This window comes from Gemmiger formicilis, assembly GCF_016900095.1.
Taxonomy (GTDB): Bacteria; Bacillota; Clostridia; order Oscillospirales; family Ruminococcaceae; genus Gemmiger; species Gemmiger formicilis_A.
In genome coordinates, this window is record NZ_JACJJP010000021.1 from 1 (window position 1) to 21985 (window position 21985).

The window sequence follows — 21985 nt, forward strand, 5'->3', positions numbered from 1 at the left end:
GGGGTATGCGGGTTTTGTCTTTGGTAAAAATCGGCATGGTATGATTCCCTCCCTCATATGCGGTTGTGACCGAAGTATAGCCGCTGCCGCCCGCACTTTTTGCCGCAGGACAGCGAAAGCCCAAAACCAAACAAAAACCCGCCCCCCGCGCCCAAAAGAGCGCCGAAACGGGGCGGAGCCGCGCTTGTGCAACACCGAAAAAAAGAATATACTGAAAAGAAAAATCCATGCCGCAACCGTCGGCCGGGGAGGGAAAACGATGGAAGTGTATCGGTGCGAATCGCCGGATTGCGAATTTGTGACCCAGCGGGAGGACCTGGCGGTCTGCCCGCTGTGCGGGGGCGTCTCCTTTGTGCCCGCCGACCCGGAGGAGATCACCCCCAAGGGCTGGCTCTGCCTTTGCCGGGAAGCCGCCCGGGCGGGCAACCAGCGCCAGGCCTACGGCTTTTGCTGCCGGGGTGCCGAGGGGGACGACCCCGCCTGCCTGTGTGAGAAGGGCCGCCGCCTGCACCGGGGCAGCGGAACGCTGCGCAGCTTCCGCCAGGCCGCCGACTGCTTTGAGCGGGCCGCCGCCCGGGGCAGCGACGACGGCCGCTGCCTGCTGGGACTCTGCTTTGAAAAGGGAGAGGGCCGTCCCCAGAGCTGGGAGAACGCCGTCTTTCTGTACAAGCAGGCGGCGGAAAACGGTTTTGCCCCGGCCCAGTGCAACCTGGGCTGGTGCTACGAGTTCGGCAAAGGGGTGCCCATGGACAAAAAAGCCGCCGCCTACTGGTACGGTATGGCGGCGCTGCAAAAGGAGCCCCGGGCCCAGTGCTGCCTGGCGGTGTGTTACCTCAACGGCATCGGGGTGACGCCGGACCAGAGCCGGGCGGTGCAGCTGTACGGGCTTTCGGCGGCGGCGGGGTATCCGCCCGCCCAGTGGAGCCTGGGCGGATTGTATGAGGAAGGCCGGGGTGTACCCAAGGACCCGGCGCGGGCGGTCCGGCTCTACCGCCGCGCCGCCGAAACCGGCCTGGACCGGGCCCAGTACGCCCTGGGCCGGTGTTACGAGAAGGGCATCGGGGTGGAAAAGAGTGCCGCGGATGCCGCCTGCTGGTATGGCGCCGCCGCCCGGCGTGGCCACGCGGCGGCCCAGGTGGCCTTCGGGCTGTGCTGTGAGTTCGGCGACGGGGTGGAACAGAACAAGCCCGCGGCGGTGGAATGGTATCGCCGGGCGGCCCACCAGGGAGAAGCGGACGGAGAATGCAACCTGGGCTTCTGTTACCAGCAGGGCATTGGGGTGGCGTCCAACGACGCCGAGGCGGTGCGCTGGTACGCGGCCGCCGCCGAACACGGCCATCGCCGGGCGTTGTACTGCCTGGCCCAGTGCTATGAGGAAGGCCGGGCCCTGCCCCGGGACCCGGCACAGGCCGCCGCCTTGTACCTGCGGGCGGCGGAAAAGGGCAGCGAAGCCGCCATGAACCGGCTGGGCTTTCTCTACGAAACCGGTACCGGGGTACCCCGGGACGTGGAACGGGCGGTGGACTGGTACCGCCGGGCGGCGGAGCTGGGATACGCCCCGGCCCAGTGCAACCTGGGCTGGTGCTACGAAAGCGGGTCCGGCGTGGCCAAGGACCCCGCCCGGGCGGTGACCTGGTATCGGGCGGCCGCCGAGCAGGACAGCCCCCGGGGCCAGTGCAACCTGGGCGTCTGCTACGAGAACGGCATCGGCCTGGAACCGGATGCCGCGGAGGCTACCCGGTGGTATCGCCGGGCGGCGGAGCAGGGGTATGGCCGGGCCCAGTGGTATCTGGGCATGAACTACGAGGCCGGCAAGGGAGTGCCCCGGGATATCGCCGAGGCCGCCCGCTGGTACGAAAAGGCCGCCGGACAAGGGGTCATCGAAGCCCGGTATGCCTGGGGCCGCTGCTGTGAGCGCCTGGGACAGCGGGAACAGGCCCGCCGCCTCTACCGGGAAGCCGCCGCCCGGGGCAGCGAGAAGGCTCGCCAGGCCCTGGAGCGGCTGGAGGGCAACGGTTGATCACACCCAGGGCTGGGCAAACCAGTCCCCCAGATAGAGATAGGGCAGGGCGTACCGGTCCCGCAGAAGATCCTGCACCGTGGCGCAGGGGGCCGGGGTGCCGGAACACAGGGGCAGCCGGGCCGCCGCCGTAAACACCGGCCCCGCCCCGAACACCGCGGCACCTCCGCCCTCGGCGGCCAGCCTTTTCCATAAAGGAACGGTGTCGGCGGGGGTCAGGGCCGCCGCCCCGCCCCGGGCGCAGAGCAGGATCTGGCCTTCCCGGGGCAGGCAGCGAACCACAGCCCGGCTGCCCCCGGTGTACAGCGCCCCCCGCAGCACACAGAGCACCGCAGCCTGCAAAAGCCGGCCGTGTACCGCCACCGGCAGGGCTTCCTGGGCAAAGACCATGGCGTACAGCCAGCCAGCCCGGCGGCGCACCCCCGCCTGTACCGCCCCGCACAGGGCGTCCAGCACCGCGGCGGCGTCGGCGGGACGCCGGGGCGGCGGCGCCGGGCAGAGCAGCTCCGCCGTGGTCAGCAGCCGCAGTCCGCTCAACACCGGGCCCGGCTCCAGCCCGCTGCGCGCCCGGCGGGCCGCCTGCTCCGCCAGACGGGCCCGGGCTTCGCTGTTCGGCTGGTCCATGGGTACGCCTCCTTTCCAATACAAACGGTAACAGCGCTATTGTATGCAGAAAGAGGCCCCCTTGCGCCCGGAAAATGCTGCCACGCCGGTTTTTGACACCGGAATCCCGGCGGTGACGGGGTGTCCGGCCGCCCGCCATGGACACAACGCCGAAAAATGGGGGAGCAATGGCTCCTGTTTTTGACCAAATAGCATGATTTTTCAAATTTAGTGTTAAAATAATAACAACACACTTGCAGTTTTTGTGCAAATCGAGTACAATAGAAACATACCGAAATGCGGTGCTGTCACCGCATCAAGGATGGGGCGGACAAGCTGCCCCGAAACAACAAAATCTTGGGAGGATTTTACTATGGCTGTTAAAGTTGCTATCAATGGTTTTGGCCGCATCGGCCGCCTGGCCTTCCGTCAGATGTTCGAAGCTGAGGGCTACGAAGTCGTCGCCATCAACGACCTGACCAGCCCCGCTATGCTGGCTCACCTGCTGAAGTACGACACCGCTCAGGGCTCTTTCCTGGGCAAGATCGGTGAGCACAAGCACACCGTCGAAGCCGGCGAAGACTACATCGTCGTCGACGGCAAGAAGATCACCATCTACGCCATCAAGGACGCCAAGGATTGCCCCTGGGGCGAACTGGGCATCGACGTTGTCCTGGAGTGCACCGGTTTCTACACCTCCAAGGCCAAGAGCATGGCTCATATCGAAGCTGGCGCCAAGAAGGTCGTCATCTCCGCTCCTGCCGGCAATGACCTGAAGACCATCGTCTACTCCGTCAACGAGAAGACCCTGACCGCTGAAGATCAGGTCATCTCCGCTGCTTCCTGCACCACCAACTGCCTGGCTCCCATGGCCGACACCCTGAACAAGACCTATCCCATCGTCTCCGGCATCATGACCACCGTTCATGCTTACACCGGCGACCAGATGATCCTGGACGGCCCGCAGCGTAAGGGCGACCTGCGCCGCGCTCGTGCTGGTGCTCAGAACATCGTTCCCAACTCCACCGGCGCTGCCAAGGCCATCGGCCTGGTCATCCCCGAACTGAACGGCAAGCTGATCGGCTCCGCTCAGCGCGTTCCCGTCCCCACCGGCTCCACCACCATCCTGGTTGCCGTTGTCAAGGGCAAGGACGTCACCAAGGAGAGCATCAACGCCGCTATGAAGGCTGCTGCTTCCGAGAGCTTCGGCTACAACGAAGACCAGATCGTCTCTTCTGACGTCATCGGCATGCGTTACGGCAGCCTGTTCGACGCCACCCAGACCATGGTCACCAAGATCGACGACGACACCTATCAGGTTCAGGTCGTGTCCTGGTACGACAACGAGAACAGCTACACCAGCCAGATGGTCCGCACCATTAAGTACTTCGCTGAGCTGTAATCGCTTCCTCCCAAACGATATAACGTAGAAAAAGCTGCTGTTCCTGTAACGGTTCAACGCTCGTCTGGTACGAACATACTGAACCAGCTACGACAACGATACGTCAGCTTCGCCCCTTCTTCTGTGCAACAGAAGGAGGGGCTTTTTTATGTTGTTTGTAAATGCGATGGAAGAATTCTTGTATGACTGTGAGTGTAGACACTTAACGAAAGGTACAATTAGAAACTATAGAGCTGCACTGTCTTTTCTAAATTTGTATCTTGGAACTAAAGACAAATTAACTGTTGAGGAAGTAACGGCAAAAGATATACGCAACTTTCTGAGAGAGAAACAGACCGCCGGGTGCAAGCCTGCCTACGTTAACGACTTGTTGAAAGCGTACAAAGTTCTGTTTTCGTATTTAGAAGAAGAAAGCTATATCTCTACCAATGTGACAAATAAAGTTAAAAATGTCCATCAACCCAAAACGGTGATTGAAACATTCAGCGAAGAAGAAATCAAAGCCCTTTTAGGGTTCTACAAAGGAAATGATTTTCTGAGCGTGCGGAACAAAACGATGATTGCGCTTTTGTTCGATACTGGTATGCGATGCAATGAAATGATTCTAATGAAGCAAGAAGATGTAGCAGAAAAATATATCATAGTCAAACACGGAAAAGGGAACAAAGAACGGGTGGTCCCTAAATCCCCCTATCTAAGTAAACAGTTGATGAAATATCTTCGCGTACGGCAGGGGTATTTTGCACAGCATCCGAAGCGCTATGATAATTTGTTTCTAAGCAAGACGGGAAAGCAGTTGACGGATGAAGCCGTTGCTAGAATGCTAAAACAAGCGGCACAGGCGGTGGGAGTTTCTAATACAATAAGAGTTAGCCCGCATACTTGCCGTCACACTTTCGCACAGATACAACTAAAAAACGGCCTGGACTTGTATAGTCTCAGCCGTATCATGGGGCACACAAATATATCTATCACACAGCGATATTTACAGGGTCTAAAGGATATGGACATTGTACAGCGTGGTGAGATGTATAGCCCGCTTATGAATTTATAAAAATATTTTTTAAATTTATATTGACATTAATATTTAAATGTGGTATAATAAAAAATTAAGAAGCCATTGACAAACGGGGACGGCTGTGCTATAATCATATCACAGCCCAAACAGATGTAAAGCTGATTTACTTAGGCCTTCTGCGAAGCGGTTGCTTTGCAGCAGGCCATTTTTCTTTTATGAAATAATACTAATTGTACAAAAATATTTAGAAAAAAGAACTATTTATACAGAAAGGAAAAAATGGATAACATTCAATATACTCATAAAGAACACATCGTTGATTTATATGAATTTGATTCTATTGCAAAAGGAAATATTGAATTAGAGGAAGGCGAAAAGTGGGCTTTAATCAAAGGATTCCCCAACTATGTGATAAGTTCTCATGCACGATGCTGGAGCAAAAACAGGCATATTTTGCTAGCGGAGCAAGAACAAACGAGCGGATATCTTTATTATTATTTATGTAATAACGGACGTTGCTCAGGTTTTCCGATTCAAAGATTGGTACTGTTAAGCTTTAGACCTATAGAAAATGCACAGAGATATCAAGCATGTCATAAGGATGAAACAAGAGATAACAATCGTTTGGAAAACCTTGAGTGGGGTACACCAAGGTATAACTGCAATCAACGAATGCATCGAAAGAGGCAAAGTAGAAGTCATAGAGGTCATGCTGTAAGCCTTAGAACAAGAATGAGAATTTCAAAAGCAAATCGAGGGCGAGCAATTTATGAATGTGATATGAAAGGAAACATCATAAGGCGGTGGACTTGTATGGCTCAGGCGGCCAATAGTTTAGGTTGTAATCAATCAAATATCAGTAAGTGTTGCCGTGGACTGCGAAAAAGTACAGGTGGACGCAAATGGCGATATGTAGAATATATAACACACGGTTTGACAGGATGAGAGGTGGAAATATTGTTAAAAATTGTTGACTCCTTAATGGGAACAGGAAAAACTAGTGCGGCTATCAATTATATGAATTCTAATCCGGATAAGAAATTCATTTATGTGGCGCCCTATTTGGGGGAAAACCAAAGAATTGTTAATGAGTGCCCTGAATTAGAATTCCGCATGCCTGAGGCACGAAAATATCCCAGCAAATACACTCATTTTAAAGTATTAATGAACCAAGGATTCAATATTTGTATTTCGCACGAACTTTTTAAGAAAATTGGAAGTGACAGCTACGACATAATAAAACGGCAAGGCTATACGCTTTTTCTAGATGAAGCTATAGATTTGATTAAGATTTATCAGTTATCTAGGGATGATTGGCGCATATTAACGGAAGAAAATTTGATTCAAGTTGATTCTAATGGATATTGGCAGTGGTCTGGAGAAGAATATGAAAATGGCTTATTTTCAGATGTCAAGAGACTAATGCAGGCTAAAACATTGGAAAGAATTTCAGACCGGGAGACTATATGGAAATTCCCGGCGGATGCTTTTAGAATGTTCGATGATGTATTTGTCATGACGCATATGTTCCAAGGGTCTTTGATGGATGCTTATTGCCAAATGGAAGGTCTGGAGTATGAATTCTGGCATGTTGATAGTCAGAGACTTTTGCAAGGGTATAAGTCAGATACTAGAACTGCACTGGCCGAACTGGTTCGGATTTATCAGGGAAACTTGAATGATATTGGTGAACAAAGAGATAGTCTGTCCTCTACGTGGTTTAGAGCTGGCAGGAATAGGGGAAAACTATCCATTCTAAAAAACAACTTATATAACTTTTTCAGGAATATAGAACATTCTCGTTCGATATATAATATGTGGACCTGTTTTAAAGAAAAGAGGAGGAGTCTTTCTGGAAACGGGTACGCATTAGGATTTGTGCCTTGCAATGCAAGAGGAACCAATGAATTTCGTAGTAAAAAAGTGCTGGCGTATACGCCAAATGTGTTTTTAAACCCAGTGATTAAACAATATATGAATACGCATGGTGTGAATACGACTGATGACAATTATGCGTTGTCTTCACTTTTACAGTGGATGTGGCGCTCTAGAATTCGAGATGGACACGAAATCAACATTTATATTCCATCTGAAAGGATGCGAAATCTTCTTCGCTATTGGCTAAATAGCTGATTTTTAGTTAGCAAATTGGACCTGCTAAACACAGAAAATCGTTCTATATAAAATCTAAGATTTATATTGCTTTCCTTATAGAAAGAAATATATTTATAGAAAAGAATAAAAATATTTATATAGTTAAATTCTAAAATAGAATAGAAAACGGGGAAAGTATTATTGAGGGTTCAAGCCCTTTGTAAGCGGCCTACAAAAGGTAAGCGAACAAAGGGCGAATACATGGAGAAAAAAGAATCATAGGAAAGTAACAGGAGAATGCCTTTATTAGAACTTATTGTTTATTCCTTTGCCATTTTCGCTTTGGGGCTACAATGGCTTGGAATAAACTGGAAAAGATAGGACAGAATTTTATAATAGAGAAAAAGAAGACAATAAAAAGTGAAATCAACTTATTTCGCTTATATAATATAAAAAGGCGTTATTCTATTTTGTTTAGAATACAGAAATGAATAATGTCTTTATTTTTTGCTTTTTATTTATATGGGTTTAAAATGTAATATAGCTAAAATGTTATTGGAAAATAAGCGTATAAATGATATACTTATAATAGAGCACAAAAGAATAAGGAGTAGATGAAAATGGCAAATGTCACCTGCCCCAACTGTGGAATAGAATTTGATAGCAAAGAGAAAAAATGTCCTTCCTGTGGGACAAAAAATGGATTGAAAATTTGTCCAGTTTGTGGTGGACAAATGGCCAAAAGTGCTAAAAGATGCCCCAAATGCGGTGCAAAGAACAAAAAGCCGATTTACAGACGGTGGTGGTTCTGGATTATAGTCATATTACTTGCCTTTTGGATTTCCGGACGGATGGGTGGTAGTAATACTGAACAAACACCAACAGTAGTGGAAAATAGCAAGGAATCGGATTCTGTCGCAGAAAATACTAATACGCCTGATGACATGATAGTAGGTACATGGGAAGCTAGTTATGCTTTCGATGAAACAAGTAAAACATTAAATATTGTAGATACTGCTTCAGATTCGGCCACCGGAGTGTGTATTAATACTGATGGTACGGGAAGTATTTATAAGCTTCAAGATAAGAGCGTAAGTGTAGATATTATGTGGAGCTATGTAAGCGAAGATGAGGACGGAATATATTATAATTTCGTTGATGGAATAGGACCAACTATGAAAGCCCAGCTGATGTCAGATAATTATGATATTCAGGAAGTGCGGGGCTGCTTAGGTATCGGAACGGATGCTGGCATAGTCTTTTATACAAAGCAAGCGTAAGAAATAAGGAAAAAATGGTTTTGTATAGAATATATGGAATTGATTTGCTGCTTATCCGGCCAGAGTAAAAGCCATTTATAGACGACATAAGGTCATAAAGTTTAAAAAGGCGTGAATTAAATTATGGAAAACAAAAAAAGAAAGATTCTAACGCTAGTATTGTTGTGTGTGTTGATATTGGCTGCTGTATGGTTATATTTTGATAGTAATAAATTTCAGAAAATTGATGGAGAAAAGGTTCTTGTTGGCACTTGGGCATATAATAAGGCTTTTGATGAAACAGGCAATGAAGTGCAAGATGATTTATCAAATACGATTTTAAGTGTATATGAAGATGGAACTGCAAAGCTGTCTTTCGAAGAAGTTATAATAGTTGATTTGAATTGGCAATACATAAAACAGGATAAAGAGGGAGCATATTACCAGTTTTGCAGAAAAGACGAAAATGATACTGTAATTGATGCTGAAATAGTATCTGACTCATCGACAAAGGAAAATAAAGATTTGGCGGGATGTCTTTGCTTAGAAAATGATGAAGACGCAGCAGGTGCTATGCTAGTTTTTATAAAAACAAGTGAAGAACCAACAGAGGTAACTTCTATTGTCGAAAAAGCTCAGTCTTTAGCAGACAGAGTTCAATCAGCACTGGATGAAAGCGAGGAAGACCCCGAGTCGGCGACTATTGGCGAGAAGCAGGCACTGGAAAAGGCGCACGACTACTTAGAATACATGGCATTTTCTTATACAGGCTTGATTGACCAGTTGGAATTCGAAGGTTTTAGCACAAGTGAAGCAACATACGCAGTAGATAACTGTGGGGCAGACTGGAATGAACAAGCGGCATTGAAAGCACAACAATATCTAGAGTATTCATCTTTTTCGAGAAGTGAGTTAATTGACCAGTTAGAATTTGAAGGGTTCACATATTCGCAGGCTTTGTATGGTGTAGAAGCAAACGGATATTAAGATGCAGTAAAGAAGCGAAAAATAGTACAGACAATTTGATTTTGAGTATCAAAAGGTATACTTAAAGAAACACCCGCTTTTGCAGTAAAAGCGGGTGTATTTTAGTTTCAAAACATGCTATATTTAGAAATGAAACGTATCAAAATATAAGTTGATATTTTGATACGAATATGCTATAATGAGACCATCGAAAGCGAGGCGATAAGATGGAAAAAACCATGTGGGGATATTGCCGGGTAAGCAGTACAGAACAAAACCTTGACCGACAGATAGTAGCGATGCAGCAAGCGGGTATTCCGCAACGTAATATTCTGTGCGACAAGGCTAGCGGAAAGAACTTCGATAGGAAGAATTGGAATTTGCTGGTTGGCACCAAGGAAACAGCTCCATTGCTTCGCAGAGGGGATTTGCTAGTTGTTCTATCCCTTGATAGATTGGGGCGAAACTATTCGGAAATTCATCAGCAATGGCGTTATATAACAAGCGAAATCGGCGCCGATATCAAGGTGCTTGATATGCCGTTGCTAGACACCAGTCAGAGTAGTCAGAACTTAGATAATCGATTCATTGCCGATTTGGTCTTGCAGATTCTAAGCTATACGGCAGAGAAAGAAAGGGCCAACATCCATAAGCGTCAAGAGCAAGGAATTGAAATTGCAAAGAACAAAGGGGTTAAGTTTGGGCGGCCTGCAAAGGGCTTCCCTGAGAATTGGGGAAAGGTATATGGCAAGTGGAAGAACGGGGATATTACAGCAGTCTCGGCTATGCAGGAAACCGGACTGACTAAGCCAACGTTCTACAGATTGGTGAAAAAGTATGAAGCTGATAGAATGCTTTAAGAATAACATATACAAATTTCAACTTAGAATTTTTAATAGAGCCACATATAGCTGATACAGATTCATTTGCAGAAACAAAAATATCGATTAGAAATCGTGTTCGATTTGTCCATAAAAATTGCAGAAAACTGGTACGACAACGAACATTTCTGCTACTGTAACGATAACTGAAAAATACGCGAAAAACAGAAGAAAATGGGCTAAAAATAACGTATCTACGATTGTTCAGGTCGTGTCCTGGTACGACAACGAGAACAGCTACACCAGCCAGATGGTCCGCACCATTAAGTACTTCGCTGAGCTGTAATCGCTTCCTCCCAAACGATATATCGTGTATTTTTGGTGATTCCGCTGCGTAATTTCCTTCCCTTTGCCCCGGCTGCAAGGCTCCGGCGGGGTGTGAACTACGACAATTGTTGGAAAAAATCGTAGCTGCGCTACGAGTAACCTCAAACACGAAATGAAGCCCCCTTCGGTTGTATGCAACCGAAGGGGGCTTTTTGCGTGTGGCAAGATCACTTGCGCCCGCCGCGGGGCGGGTACCGCCGCGGGGTGTCGGTGCACAGCAGAATATAGTCGATGCTCACATCATAAATGTCCGCCAGCGCCACCAGAAAATCTGCCGTCAGCGGCTGGGTGCCGGTTTCCAGATAACTGTATTTGCGCTGGGTGATGCCGATTTTTTCGGCCAGCTGCTGTTGGGTGTAGTCGTGGTCTTCCCGCAGCTCCTTCACGCGGTTGGTCATCGGATCCACCTGCCTTTCTCTACATAAAAGAATAGGCTAGATAGATTCTGTCTATTGACTTTTAGATAAATGTTATCTAAAATGAAGGAAAATCATTTCCGAAAGGGGGAACCGGCCACGAAGGACGAACCGAATGCAACCCGGTCCGGGGCCGTGTCTCCGGAACCGGACCTGCCCCACCAGGGGCTGAACACCCTGGCTTTTCTGCTGCCGCCCCTGGGGCTGGGCCTGTATCTGTATCACCGGCGGAAAAGTCCCCGGCGGGCGGCCTCAGTGGCGCGGTGGAGCTGGGCAGGGGTGGGGCTGTATCTGGCGGGAGTGCTCCTGCCGGTGCTGGCCCTGCTGTCTGGCAATAAAAACAGCCTGCTTCCCTGGCAAGGGAAACGGGCTGTTTGGCTGTATGGTTACTCATCCTTCTGGCGGGCGATGGACGCCACCACGCCGGACAGGGCCAGCAGGGCGATCAGGTTGGGAATGGCCATGACGCCGTTGAAGAAGTCGGCCAGCTTCCAGACCAGGTCCACCTTCAGCGTGGAACCGATGAGCACAAAGGCCACCACGATGGCGCTGTACACCGGTACCGCTTTGGAGCCGAACAGGGCCTTGAAGTTGATCTGGCCGAAGAAATACCAGCCCAGGATGGTGGAGAAGGCGAAGAAGAGCATGCACACCGCAATGAACACCTGCCCGAACACCCCGAAGGACTGGGCGAAGGCCGCCTGGGTGAGGGCGGTGCCGTTGAGGCCGGTGGGCACCAGGCCGGAGGTGATGAGCACCAGACCGGTGAGGGTCAGGATCACAAAGGTGTCGATGAAGACGCTGACGATGGCCACGGCGCCCTGGTCCTGGGGCCGCTTGACCTTGGCCATGGCGTGGGCGTGGGGGGTGGAACCCAGGCCGGCCTCGTTGGAGAAAAGCCCGCGGGCCACGCCGAAGCGCATGGCCTGCTGGACGGTCACACCAGCCACACCGCCGGCCATGGCCTGGGGGCGAAACGCCAGCACAAAGATCTGGGCAAAGGCGTCGGGCAGAGCAGTGATGTTCATGATCAGGATGACCAGACAGCCCAGAATGTAGAAGATGGCCATGATGGGCACCAGCTTTTCGGTGACGGCGGCAATGCGCTGCACACCGCCCAAAAAGATGAAGGCGGCGATGGCAGCCACCACAATGCCCACCACCAGCTGGTTGATTCCGAAAGCATTGTGGAAGGCATCGCTGATGGAGTTGGACTGCACCATGTTGCCCATAAAGCCCAGGGCCAGCACAATGGCCACCGAGAAGAACCCGGCCAGGAACTTGCCGAACTTACCCTTGAAGGCGGCGCGGATGTAATAGGCGGGACCGCCGGTCACATGGCCGTCCACGGTGGTCTTGTATGTCTGGGCCAGAACCGCTTCGGCGTAGATGGTGGCCATGCCGAAAAAGGCCGAAACCCAGACCCAGAACAGGGCACCCGGGCCGCCGCTGACCAGGGCGGTGGCGCAGCCGGTGATGTTGCCGGTGCCCACCTGAGCCGCCACCGCGGTGGACAATGCCTGGAAGGAACTCATGCCGTCCTTGCCGGCGGCCTTGCCGTGCAGGCTGAATCCGCCGAACAGACGGCGCATGCCCTCCCCAAAGCGGCGGATCTGGATAAAGCCCAGACGCAGGGTAAAAAACAGGCCGGTTCCCATCAGCAGAAATACAAGGATGTAATCCCACAGAAAGTTGCTGGCCTGGGTCACGATGGCAGTAAATTGCTGCATGATACTTTCCATTCCTCTCATCCGATTTGTTACACCAAAACGCCTGCCCGAAACAGAACGTCGATACCTAGCATACCATGATTGCGAAGAAAGGTCAAGTGTATTTGTATGACATACAGGTTGCGGCTTATCGCGGCGGGTCGCCGGCATGCCAACGGCTGCTCAGCATCTGCAGGGCCCGCTTTTCCAGGCGGGAAATATACGACCGGCTGATGTGGAATTGCTGGGCCACCTGCTGCTGGGTCAGGGGCGGCTGACGGTCCAGACCGTAGCGCAGGGTCAGAATCCGCCGTTCCCGTTGGGGCAGGGAAGCCACCAACCCCCGCAGCCGTCTGGCCAGGTCCCGTTGTTCGCAGTCGTCCTCCATCACCCCGTCGTCGGGCAGCACATCCCCCAGGGTCAAAGCGCCCCCTTCCCGGCTGCTGGCTTCCAGCGGCTCCTGCAAGGATACCACGGTGCCTTCCCGCCGGATGTGCCGCAGATGCATGCGGATCTCATTTGCTATCCTCACCCCAAGGGGTCTCGGCTGGAATATCGTGCGAGGTTTCTTCCTCCTCGTAATCCACGTCCCCGAAGGGCTCCAGATCTTCGGTGTCCTCCTCGGCGCCCTCCGGATTGCGGATGTCCAGGGCGGGCAGCACGTCGGCGGCATCCCGCCAGTCCACATCCTCGTCCACCGCGCCGAACAACACCACATGGGCGTACTGGCCATCCCAGATGACCTTGCGTACCACCGTGCGGATGGCCGCCCGCTTCTGCTCCACCGTCATCTCGTCGATGCCGTCCCGGAACACCGTGAGCAGCTGCCGCATGAGGTCGAACTCAATGCCGCTGAGAGCGTGCTGGGCGGTCAGCCCTTCCAGCTCAGTGATGCGGGCCTGCAGCTCGGTGTCCTGGGCGTGGAGCTCCTCCAGCCGCTTTCGTACATGGATGGCCACCGTGCTGTCCCCGAAGTCCGCCAGCGAATCCACCAGGGCGTTGATCTTGCGCTGGGTCTCCGCCTGCTGCTGCCGCAGGTCCTCCAGCCGCTTGTCGTATTCCTCCCGGTTGCCGGTGTAAAACCGCTTGCTCTTTTCCAGCTGGGTCAGGAAGGTGCTGTCGTTGCTGGCCAGGCTCTTGACCTGCTCCACGATGGCGGCGTCCAGCAGATTACCGTGGGCGTTGCGCCGGTTGCATAGACTGCGCTTGCTGCGCTCCTTCATCTTGCAGACGTAGGTGTAGATGGGCTTGCCCTCCGCCGTAAATCGCTTGGAGAGTTTGGGGTACATCCGGTTGCCGCAGCGGCACCAGAGTAGCCCGGTGAGCAGGGCCTCGTTGCTGCGGGGCTTGCGGTAGCCCTTGGATTTATTCCGCTCCAGGGATTCCTGCACTTTGATCCAGGTTTTGGCCGGGATGAGGCCCGGATGTTGCCCCACCGAGACGATCCACTCGCTGGTGGGCAGATAGACGGTGGCCCGGCCTTTCTCCTGGTCGGTGCGGTTGTAGGCCAGAATGCCCCGGACGCCGTCGAACTCCTCCGGCGCCGAAAAGAGGTCGGCCTGCTTCTCCACAAAGTATTGGTAGGCGTCCTGGTCGGCGATCAGGTAGACCGGGTTCTGCAAAATCCCCCGTATGGAAAACCGGGTGAAGTTGCGCCCGGTCTTGGTCTTGATGTGCTGGCGCAGCAGCTCCGCCTCGGTCATAGTGAGGGAGTCGGTCTCGATGTACAGGTCGTAGATCTTGCGGACGATGTCGGCCTCCTCGGGGATGACCTTCAGCTTGCAGGCCCGCTTGCTCTTGCCGTCCACCGTGATGGTCTTGACCGCCTCCGAGGTGTAGCCGGTGGGGGTGGTGCCGCCCAACCAGCGGCCGGTCTTGGCCAGCTCGTGCATGTTGTCCCGGATGCGCTCAGCGATGGTCTCCCGCTCCAGCTGGCTGAACACCGAGGCAATGTACATCATCGCCCGGCCCATGGGGTTGGAGGTGTCGAAGCTCTCCCGGATGGAGACAAAGTCGATTTCCAGCCGCCCCAGTTCCTCGATGAGGGCGGAGAAGTCGCTGATGTTGCGGCTGATCCGGTCCAGACGGTAGACCACCACAGCCTTGAACTGGTGGTCCCGGGCGGCTTTCATCATCCGTTTGAAGTCGGGGCGGTTCAGGTTGCCGCCGGAAAAGCCCTCGTCCTCATACACCTTGGCCCCGTCTGCATAGGCATCCCCGAAGGCGGTGCGGATGTACGCCCGGCACAGCTCCACCTGGTTGCCGATGCTCTCCCCCTTGCCGGTAAAGCGGGATTTGCGGGAATAGATGGCAATAACATCCTGGTTCTTTGGCATGGTGGGCTCCTTTCTGTATTAAGTGATAGTCTTTATTGTAGTATAACAGAAAGTAACGTTTTACACAACAAAAAAATGCCAAGATATGTAAAAAATCTTGGCAATTAAATTTGTGTAACCGTGTTGTTTCGATTCCGGAAAAGTTTCTGTTTTTTCAATGAATGGATTTAAAACAGCATCGTGTTCTTTCCCAGTTTTGTGGGCTGCTTCTTTTTATTGAACCCGCTTATAGCCTATAGCGCAAACAGTCGCTTCCCTTTCTTCGCACAATAATGCTGGTCATCACAAGTTGTTTTTTCCTGTATGTATCCTAAGGAATACAATCTTTTTGCGCATTTCGGCATCATAAAAGTGTTGAAAATCACTCAAAATCCTCCATTGTTTGCTTTAGGTTTTATAACGATCTTTGTATTTCTTCCATAAGCCTGTCATTTTGTCAATGTTGACGATTTTTTCAAAGAACACGTTTATATAGTCAATGTTGAGTCAAAATCTATGGTACTTCACACACTATTTTTGTTACCTTATTCTTGAGGTGCTACAAATGAAAAACAAACATGAAATGGAGTTAAAAAGCCTAGGCGTACGCATTCAGCAATAGCCACTCATCCAGGATGAGTAGTTTCTCTTTCCTGAGCTTTTTCATGTAATCCCGGTAGGTTCCGTTGGCGCGGGCCACAGAGATCTCCACCAGCAGATCCGGCAGGCGAATATACCGGACTGCAAAAATCGCCACCCCAGCCCCATCTGCACGCGATTTGAGCACCACTTTCACGCACTAAAGCCCCACCTGCATCGCCGGAGTTTTAGCGACACCCTGCCGGAGAACCAGCGACACCTCATCGCTCTAAAACGACACCCCCTGTGGCACATGCAAAAGCTCTGCCAGCTAAGCCAGCCAGCAGAGCTCAGGTCAACTTTCTTCAGGAACAGGAATGCCGTTCTCTGTCAAGATGTTCTCCAACTGTCGAATCCGCTCGCGCTGTCGTTGGAGTTCTTTCTCATCTGCGTAAAAGTATTCCATCGACTCACGCTCCATCTCGTTGTAGCAGGCCCGTTCCAGTTCTAAAACCATACATTTTTCCTCATCGCAAAGATATGGGCGGTCACACATCCTGGCCACCGCCTTCCCGAGTGGCCTTCAAGCCCTTGCGTTCCCGCATCGAGACTCGGCCATCCACCAGAACCTCATAAGCGTTGTGGATAATGCGGTCCATAATGGCTTCTGAAACGGGGCTGTCAGATTCCGGGTTGGGATCAATCCTGGTGTACCAACCCTCAGATTCGTACTGCGTGCAAAAGATCGTAGACTTGTGGCACCGCGCCTCCACAATTTCCAGCATATCATAGGATTCTTGCGGGGACAGCGGACGAATCAGCCATTCGTCCAGAATCAGCAGGTCTTTCTTCTTGTACGATTCAAGCACCTTTTTCAGTGTTCCACCACTGCGGGCAATGCTCAGTTCGTCCAGCAGCTCTGGCATACGGATGTACTGCACCTTCTTGAAACGGCGGCAGGCGGCATTGCCCAGGGCACAGGCGATGTAAGTCTTGCCGTTGCCAGAGGCTCCCTTGAGGATAATGTGGTGGCCTTCGTCAATGTACTGGCAGGTGGCAAACCGCAGCATCTGTGCCTTGTCCAGCTTTCGGTCCTCGTGGTATTCAATGCCTTCTACAGTGGCAGACGGCACGGCGAAGCGCGCGTTGCGGATAAATCTGTTCAGTTTGTTGCTCTGGCGTCGGTTCCATTCCGCATTTACCAGCAAGCCCAGGCGCTCCTCGAAGCCCAGTTCATTGAACGTGGGGTCTTTCAACTGGTTGGCGAACTCCGCTGCCATAGCGGTCATCTTCATTGCCGTGAGCATATCCATCGTTGCCTGGTTCAGCATCAGCGGTCACCTCCCTTCCGGAAGTAGGCCGCGCCGCGGGTAATGCCGTAGCTATTGGCTTTGGGCTGCGACAGTTGGCTCTCGGCCTTGTCCGGCTTGTCCAGGTCATTTTTCAGAATGCTGGCAATGGTGCGCAGCGAGGGCGTGGTGCTGTACGCCAGAGTTTTGCCGCAGGCTGCCTCCAGCCGCTGTTTGCCGTACCGCTGTTCCAGTTTGGTCAGACCAGCGCAGGCCTTGTAGCCCTGCTCGGCGGCCTTACCGGACTTCAGGAAGTGTTCGGCTACCTTCTCGGTCATAGGACCGACCGACATCGCCCAGCGGCTGAACTCGTCAGCGTTGTAGGTGAGATATTTCTGGTGCTCCGGCGGCATATGCTCGCGCTTCACCAGCGGATCACGCTGCCGGGTCTGCAGCCGGCGGTGGCTGGCTACACGGCTGCCGTGGTAGAATACCTCTACCGTTGTTTTAGTCACGCGGATGTCCACGCGCTCGCCAATCAAGTTATAGGGAACAGAATACTTGTTCCTGCCATCCGTAACAAGATAGTCGTTGGCGACCTTGGCAACCGACCAGACGGCCGGTTCAAACGCACTGACCGGCAGCGGCAGCATATAGGGCTTCTCTTCTTCCAGATAGGCACTTCGGCGGCAGCCAGCCATCTGCTTGAACGGGCGGCTGTTCAACTCATCCAGCTTTTCAGCAACTGCCTCATTCAATTCCCGCAAAGAAAAGAATTTGCGGTCGCGTAGAGCGGCCACGATCCATGTTTCGGCAAAGCGGACGGATGCCTCTGCCGGACTCTTGTCCTTCGGCTTGCGGACACGTGCCGGTACGATTGCGGTACCGTAATGCTCAGCCAGTTCCTGGTAACTGCGGTTCAGAATCACATCGTACCGGGTGTTGGACAGCGTGGCCGTTTTGCAGTTGTCAGGGATCAGCAGCCGTGCAACACCGCCGAAGAAGTCAAAAGCGTGGACATGGCAGTTCAGCCAGTTCTCGGTTTTCATGTCGTCGCAGGCTTCCGCATAGGTGTAGTAGCTGCAGGGCAAAACGGCAACAAACAAATAAGCGGCACTTTGTTCCCCGGTAACCGGGTCCTGGATGGGAATGGTATCTCCGGCCCAATCTACCTGCATGGCATCTCCCGACTTGTGCTGGATGCGCATGGTCGCTTTTGTAATGCGTGCCCAGCGGCGGTACCGCTCGCCAAACTGAGTACTCATGTACGGCCTTTTGCCCGCCTCCTGACACTTCGCGCAGTATTCTTCCCACAGCAGCGTCAGGGTCACGCCCGACCGTGCCTGTTCGCGGTGGATGTACGGATAGTCGGGCTCAGCATATTGACTGGATGCTTTGTGCCTGTTCGGAAAGAGAAGCTGTTCCAGATCGGCATTGGCGACATCGTCGGAGAGGGGCCAGGATATGCCTTGTTCCTTTGCTGCCTGCAGTACATCTCGCACCGTATGTCTGGAACAGTGTGCCATTGATTCAATGGTTCGCTGGCTGTACTGAAGACTGCTTAACCGCAAGATCTCCCGATAATTTGTCATTACGAAACCTCCAATTGATTTAGTCACAGCTTGGCTGTGCTAAACCAATTATAAGGTTTTGGGGCTTCAGTGCGTGAAAGTGGGGCTAAAACTCCGGCAAGGTGGTGCTAAAACTGCGTGCAGATGGGGCTGGGATGGCGATTTTTGCACCGGACGGAATAAAAGCTGCGGCTGGCAGCCATGCCAAGGGCGCAGGCTAAATAAGTCTTTCCGGCTCCAGTGGCTCCCAAAATGATGACATTGTGTGCTTCCTGGAGGTAGGTGCAGGAAGCCAGGCGCAGGATCTGCTCCCGGTCCAGCCTTCGTTCCGGGTGGTACTCAATATTCTCGACACAGGCGGCGGGATCCGCGTAGCCAGCGTTGCGGATGAGCCGGGTTAGACGGTTGCTTTTTCGGGCACTCCACTCTGCGTCTACCAGCATGGCAAAGCGATCCTCAAAGGACACCGCTTGGAACTGCGCATCCTCCAGTTGGGCGGAGAAGGCCTCCGCCATGGCGCCCAGGCGCATTTCATGCAATTTTCGTACCGTTTCATTGCTCAGCATGGTCATTCCCCCCTCTTGTAATAGCCGGCGCCCCTGGTAAACTTATGGGCTTTGGGCTCTTCCGGCTTGGCCGGAGCATTCTTATCCAGCAGCTTGTCCTGCCCGGATTTCAGAATGGACTGGACGCTTTTCAGGCTGGGGGAAGTGGTGTAAGAGAGAGCTTTCCGGCAGGCGCTCTCCAGCCGCTGAGGGGAATAGCGATCCGCCAGTTTCAGCAGGGCCATGCAGGACTTGTAGCCCTGCTGCTCCACCTTGTGGGCGGAGAGGAAAACCCGCACCACAGCAGCGGTGTGCTGGCCAATCTGTTCCGCCCAGCGGATGAAACGCTCGCCGTTCCATTGCAGGTAGGTCTGGTGGTCCGGCGGCATGTGGTCCTCCACCGTGCTGTACTGATTGGGACGGCCATGGAGACGCAGGTGAGAGGCAATTCGGGTACCAGAGAAGAAGATTTCTACTGTGGTCCGGGTAAGGCGCACATTCACTTGCTGCTTGATATACTCATACGGCACGGAGTAGTTCATGCGCTCCACACTGATATGGTAATTGTACTGGACAGTGGCGACCTTCCAAACAGCCAGCTCAAACGGCGTAGCAGGAAGAGGCAGCAGAAACAGCTTCTCGTCCTCAAAGCAGGACGCCCGGCTACCCTCACGTTTTTGGAAAGGCTTATGGTTAAAGGCTTCCAGCTTCTCACGGATTGCCTGATTCAGTTCCGTGAGGGACAGAAACTTGCGGTTGCGCAGAGCAGCCAAGATCCAGGTAGAGACCACGCCAACGGATCCCTCTACAAAGGCTTTGTCTTTGGGGCTGCGGGGACGGGCTGGAAGAATAGCGATGCCATAGTGCTCCGCCATCTCCTGGTAGGACTTGTTGAGCACAGTCTCTGTCCGGGAATTCTTGACCACACCGGTCTTGAGGTTGTCCGGTGTGAGGATGCGGGTGACTCCGCCAAAATACCGGTAGGCGTTGACATGGCCGGTGATCCAGGCCTCCTGCTTCATATCCAGAAAGGCCTCTGTGTATGCATAGCCGCTGTATGGCAGCACCGCTACAAACAGATATGCTTCCAGCCGCTCCCCGGTGTCTGTGTCCACCAGAGCTGCCGTCTGGCCAGCCCAGTCCACCTGCATGGTTTCACCAGGCTTGTGTTCCAGATGCATGGTAGCTTTGGTTTTGTGGATATAGTCCGCATAATACTTGTTGAACTGGGTGGATTTGTAGGGCAGCTCGCCGCTTTGACGACACTGCTCGCAGTATTCCACCCACAGAAGGCTCAGGGTGACGCCGCTCTTCTGCATCTCTCGGTGCGCCCACTCGTAGTCTGGCATCTTGTATTGTTGGCCCAGCGCAGTGGAAGGATACAATTTCCGAGCAACTTCTTCTGTGCTGTAGTTCTTGATCTTGCTCCAGGAAAGATCCTGCTCTCTGGCACGTTGCAGAGCTGCTATGACAGTGCTCCGCGCACAGCCGCAGCTTTCTGCGATGCGAGTGTTGTTGATTCCCAGACTGTGAAGACGGAGAATCTCCTTATAGTTGGTCATGAAATTTCCTCCTGTAATTTAGATTACATCTTGCGATGCACTTCCATTATACAGGGGTGTCTGACCGGCGGTGTGGGTGTCTGATTTGAGCGGTTAGGGTGTCTGACGTGGCCGGTTAAGCTGTCCATCTTGGGGCGGCGTATTCATCTGCTACGAGATACGCCGGTTCGTCGTTCTAATTCGGCCAAGTTGATACGTTCCAGGGAAAAGGAGTCTCCCTGGAACGCCTTCATTTCTTCTATGGCTTGTGCTATACTTGGTGCAAAGCCATTACCATTTTGCTCTTTCATCGCTATTCCTTTCCACTGGGTTGTTGGCACTTTCCAGTGTACAGGATTTAAAAGAGCATCGGTAGTGGCTTTATCTTTTCCGACTAAATTTGGTCTCGAACGCCCGACACTTGAAGGTTAGTTTCTCCCGACCCGAATAGTAACGACTTATACAACAAAAAATTGCCAAGATAGGTAGAAAATCTTAGCAATTAAAATTTGAGTTTTGGGAATTGAGTGACTATGTTGTTTGATATCGGATAAGTCTCTGTTTTTCAACGAATAGAATGGCGGACCTTCCACGCGACCCAATAAGCTACGCCGCCCAAAAGACCGCCTAGGGTATTGTAGAACAAGTCTGATAACTGGAATGTACCCACTCGCAGGAAAAGCTGCAAAAATTCGATGGTCAAGGAAAAGAAAAAGGCGGCCTCTGCACTTTTAATCGCAAGACTTTTCAGAGAAACAACTTTTACCAGCTTTTCCTTCGTGGTCCACATGAGCAAGGCCGTAAAAGGAAACATCAGGATTATATTCTCGAAGCACTCTGTTGTCAGTTCCTTAGTTCCATCCGACGAAACTTTCCATATGCCCCAGCCTCCCATAACATCCGATAACGGATTAAGCCAGAGATTCCGGTTCAAGAGTGTCCGGAACAGGATCATAGCTGAAAAGAAAGCCAAAAGAAATAACTTTCTGAAAAAGCAATTGGTTCTAAACTCAATAACCCATGTTCTTAACGCCTCTTTCCAGCCCTTTCCCGTGTTTAAAGGATGATAGGCATACAGGTAAACAAACTGCGCCAAAAACGCCAACAGCAACGCAAATCCAAAAGGCTCGTAAATCGCTGTTAAGACATTGGTTATGACTTTCTTTAGAATCTCCAATAATGCTTCCATATTTTATTATTCTGTAATATCTTTTCGCGAGTTTTTGGGCTAGGATAAAATTTATCGCAACCGTTCTATAATTCTCTAGTCAGTCCAAGATAGAATTGAGTTTTTTTCGTAAGTTGGTTTGTACCCCTAGTATTGAATGACATCGGTCAGTAACGGTATCATTTTCAAGAGTTGTTTCCAGATGATTCATGTTACCCCACTGGGCATCACCACATAGTGCAAGTGCAAACCAGCAAAAGAGCAAAATCCTCCTTGAGACTT

21 protein-coding genes are annotated in these 21985 nt (G+C 51.9%); 8 read left to right on the forward strand and 13 right to left on the reverse strand.

All coding sequences use genetic code 11. The annotated features are described in order from the left end of the window. The coding region (locus H6B15_RS10345) for a hypothetical protein (protein ID WP_204647911.1) at positions 1–229 on the reverse strand (229 nt) is incomplete at its 3' end. A gap of 30 nt (positions 230–259) precedes the next feature. Between H6B15_RS10345 and H6B15_RS10350 the strand changes: the two genes are divergently transcribed. Beyond that, on the forward strand, positions 260–2020 hold the full coding sequence (locus H6B15_RS10350) for a tetratricopeptide repeat protein (protein ID WP_204647912.1): 1761 nt from the start codon (positions 260–262) through the stop codon (positions 2018–2020). Here H6B15_RS10350 and H6B15_RS10355 read toward each other — a convergent pair whose 3' ends face one another. Then, complete coding sequence (locus tag H6B15_RS10355; RefSeq protein WP_204647913.1) at positions 2021–2644, reverse strand: hypothetical protein; 624 nt, start codon at positions 2642–2644, stop codon at positions 2021–2023. Positions 2645–2996: 352 nt separating this feature from the next. Here H6B15_RS10355 and gap point away from each other — a divergent pair, with 352 nt between their 5' ends. From gap to H6B15_RS10390, 7 genes are all read left to right on the forward strand, one after another. Then, positions 2997–4025, forward strand: coding sequence for a type I glyceraldehyde-3-phosphate dehydrogenase (gap, locus tag H6B15_RS10360; RefSeq protein WP_204647914.1), 1029 nt, complete (start codon positions 2997–2999; stop codon positions 4023–4025). Positions 4026–4173: 148 nt separating this feature from the next. Continuing rightward, complete coding sequence (locus tag H6B15_RS10365) at positions 4174–5079, forward strand: tyrosine-type recombinase/integrase (RefSeq protein WP_204647915.1); 906 nt, start codon at positions 4174–4176, stop codon at positions 5077–5079. 243 nt (positions 5080–5322) lie between these two features. Further along, positions 5323–5988, forward strand: coding sequence for an HNH endonuclease (locus H6B15_RS10370; protein ID WP_204647916.1), 666 nt, complete (start codon positions 5323–5325; stop codon positions 5986–5988). Positions 5989–5991: 3 nt separating this feature from the next. Continuing rightward, on the forward strand, positions 5992–7176 hold the full coding sequence (locus H6B15_RS10375; protein WP_204647917.1) for a hypothetical protein: 1185 nt from the start codon (positions 5992–5994) through the stop codon (positions 7174–7176). Positions 7177–7757: 581 nt separating this feature from the next. Then, on the forward strand, positions 7758–8417 hold the full coding sequence (locus tag H6B15_RS10380) for a zinc ribbon domain-containing protein (RefSeq protein ID WP_204647918.1): 660 nt from the start codon (positions 7758–7760) through the stop codon (positions 8415–8417). 123 nt (positions 8418–8540) lie between these two features. Next, a complete protein-coding gene (locus H6B15_RS10385; protein WP_204647919.1) occupies positions 8541–9383 on the forward strand; it encodes an Ltp family lipoprotein in 843 nt (280 codons plus the stop codon). A gap of 206 nt (positions 9384–9589) precedes the next feature. Then, a complete protein-coding gene (locus H6B15_RS10390) occupies positions 9590–10222 on the forward strand; it encodes a recombinase family protein (protein ID WP_204647920.1) in 633 nt (210 codons plus the stop codon). 515 nt (positions 10223–10737) lie between these two features. Here H6B15_RS10390 and H6B15_RS10395 read toward each other — a convergent pair. The 11 genes from H6B15_RS10395 to H6B15_RS10445 all read right to left on the reverse strand — a co-directional run bounded on the left by H6B15_RS10395 (position 10738) and on the right by H6B15_RS10445 (position 21724). Continuing rightward, on the reverse strand, positions 10738–10968 hold the full coding sequence (locus tag H6B15_RS10395) for a helix-turn-helix transcriptional regulator (RefSeq protein WP_204647921.1): 231 nt from the start codon (positions 10966–10968) through the stop codon (positions 10738–10740). A gap of 404 nt (positions 10969–11372) precedes the next feature. Next, positions 11373–12716, reverse strand: coding sequence for an alanine/glycine:cation symporter family protein (locus tag H6B15_RS10400; protein ID WP_204647922.1), 1344 nt, complete (start codon positions 12714–12716; stop codon positions 11373–11375). A gap of 127 nt (positions 12717–12843) precedes the next feature. Then, positions 12844–13203, reverse strand: coding sequence for a sigma-70 family RNA polymerase sigma factor (locus H6B15_RS10405; protein ID WP_204647923.1), 360 nt, complete (start codon positions 13201–13203; stop codon positions 12844–12846). A 7-nt stretch (positions 13204–13210) separates the two neighbouring features. Next, entirely contained in the window at positions 13211–15031 is a 1821-nt protein-coding gene (locus H6B15_RS10410; protein WP_204647924.1) for a recombinase family protein, read from the reverse strand. 577 nt (positions 15032–15608) lie between these two features. Then, positions 15609–15806: a hypothetical protein gene (locus H6B15_RS10415; protein ID WP_243424372.1), complete on the reverse strand. Its 198-nt coding sequence runs from the start codon at positions 15804–15806 to the stop codon at positions 15609–15611. A 138-nt stretch (positions 15807–15944) separates the two neighbouring features. Further along, positions 15945–16106 (reverse strand): hypothetical protein, encoded by a 162-nt coding sequence (locus H6B15_RS10420; protein ID WP_204647925.1) that lies wholly within the window; start codon positions 16104–16106, stop codon positions 15945–15947. A gap of 31 nt (positions 16107–16137) precedes the next feature. Continuing rightward, positions 16138–16920, reverse strand: coding sequence for an ATP-binding protein (locus tag H6B15_RS10425; RefSeq protein WP_087182772.1), 783 nt, complete (start codon positions 16918–16920; stop codon positions 16138–16140). Beyond that, positions 16920–18470 carry an IS21 family transposase gene (gene istA / locus H6B15_RS10430; protein ID WP_204647926.1) on the reverse strand — a complete coding sequence of 517 codons (1551 nt, stop codon included), beginning with the start codon at positions 18468–18470 and terminating at the stop codon, positions 16920–16922. The genes H6B15_RS10425 and istA (H6B15_RS10430) overlap by 1 nt, the downstream gene beginning before the upstream one ends. Before the next feature lie 107 nt (positions 18471–18577). Next, entirely contained in the window at positions 18578–19015 is a 438-nt protein-coding gene (locus H6B15_RS10435) for an ATP-binding protein (protein ID WP_243424373.1), read from the reverse strand. Positions 19016–19017: 2 nt separating this feature from the next. Beyond that, positions 19018–20556: an IS21 family transposase gene (gene istA / locus H6B15_RS10440; protein ID WP_204647927.1), complete on the reverse strand. Its 1539-nt coding sequence runs from the start codon at positions 20554–20556 to the stop codon at positions 19018–19020. Positions 20557–21100: 544 nt separating this feature from the next. Next, positions 21101–21724 carry a VanZ family protein gene (locus H6B15_RS10445; protein WP_204647928.1) on the reverse strand — a complete coding sequence of 208 codons (624 nt, stop codon included), beginning with the start codon at positions 21722–21724 and terminating at the stop codon, positions 21101–21103. Positions 21725–21985 lie beyond the last annotated feature (261 nt).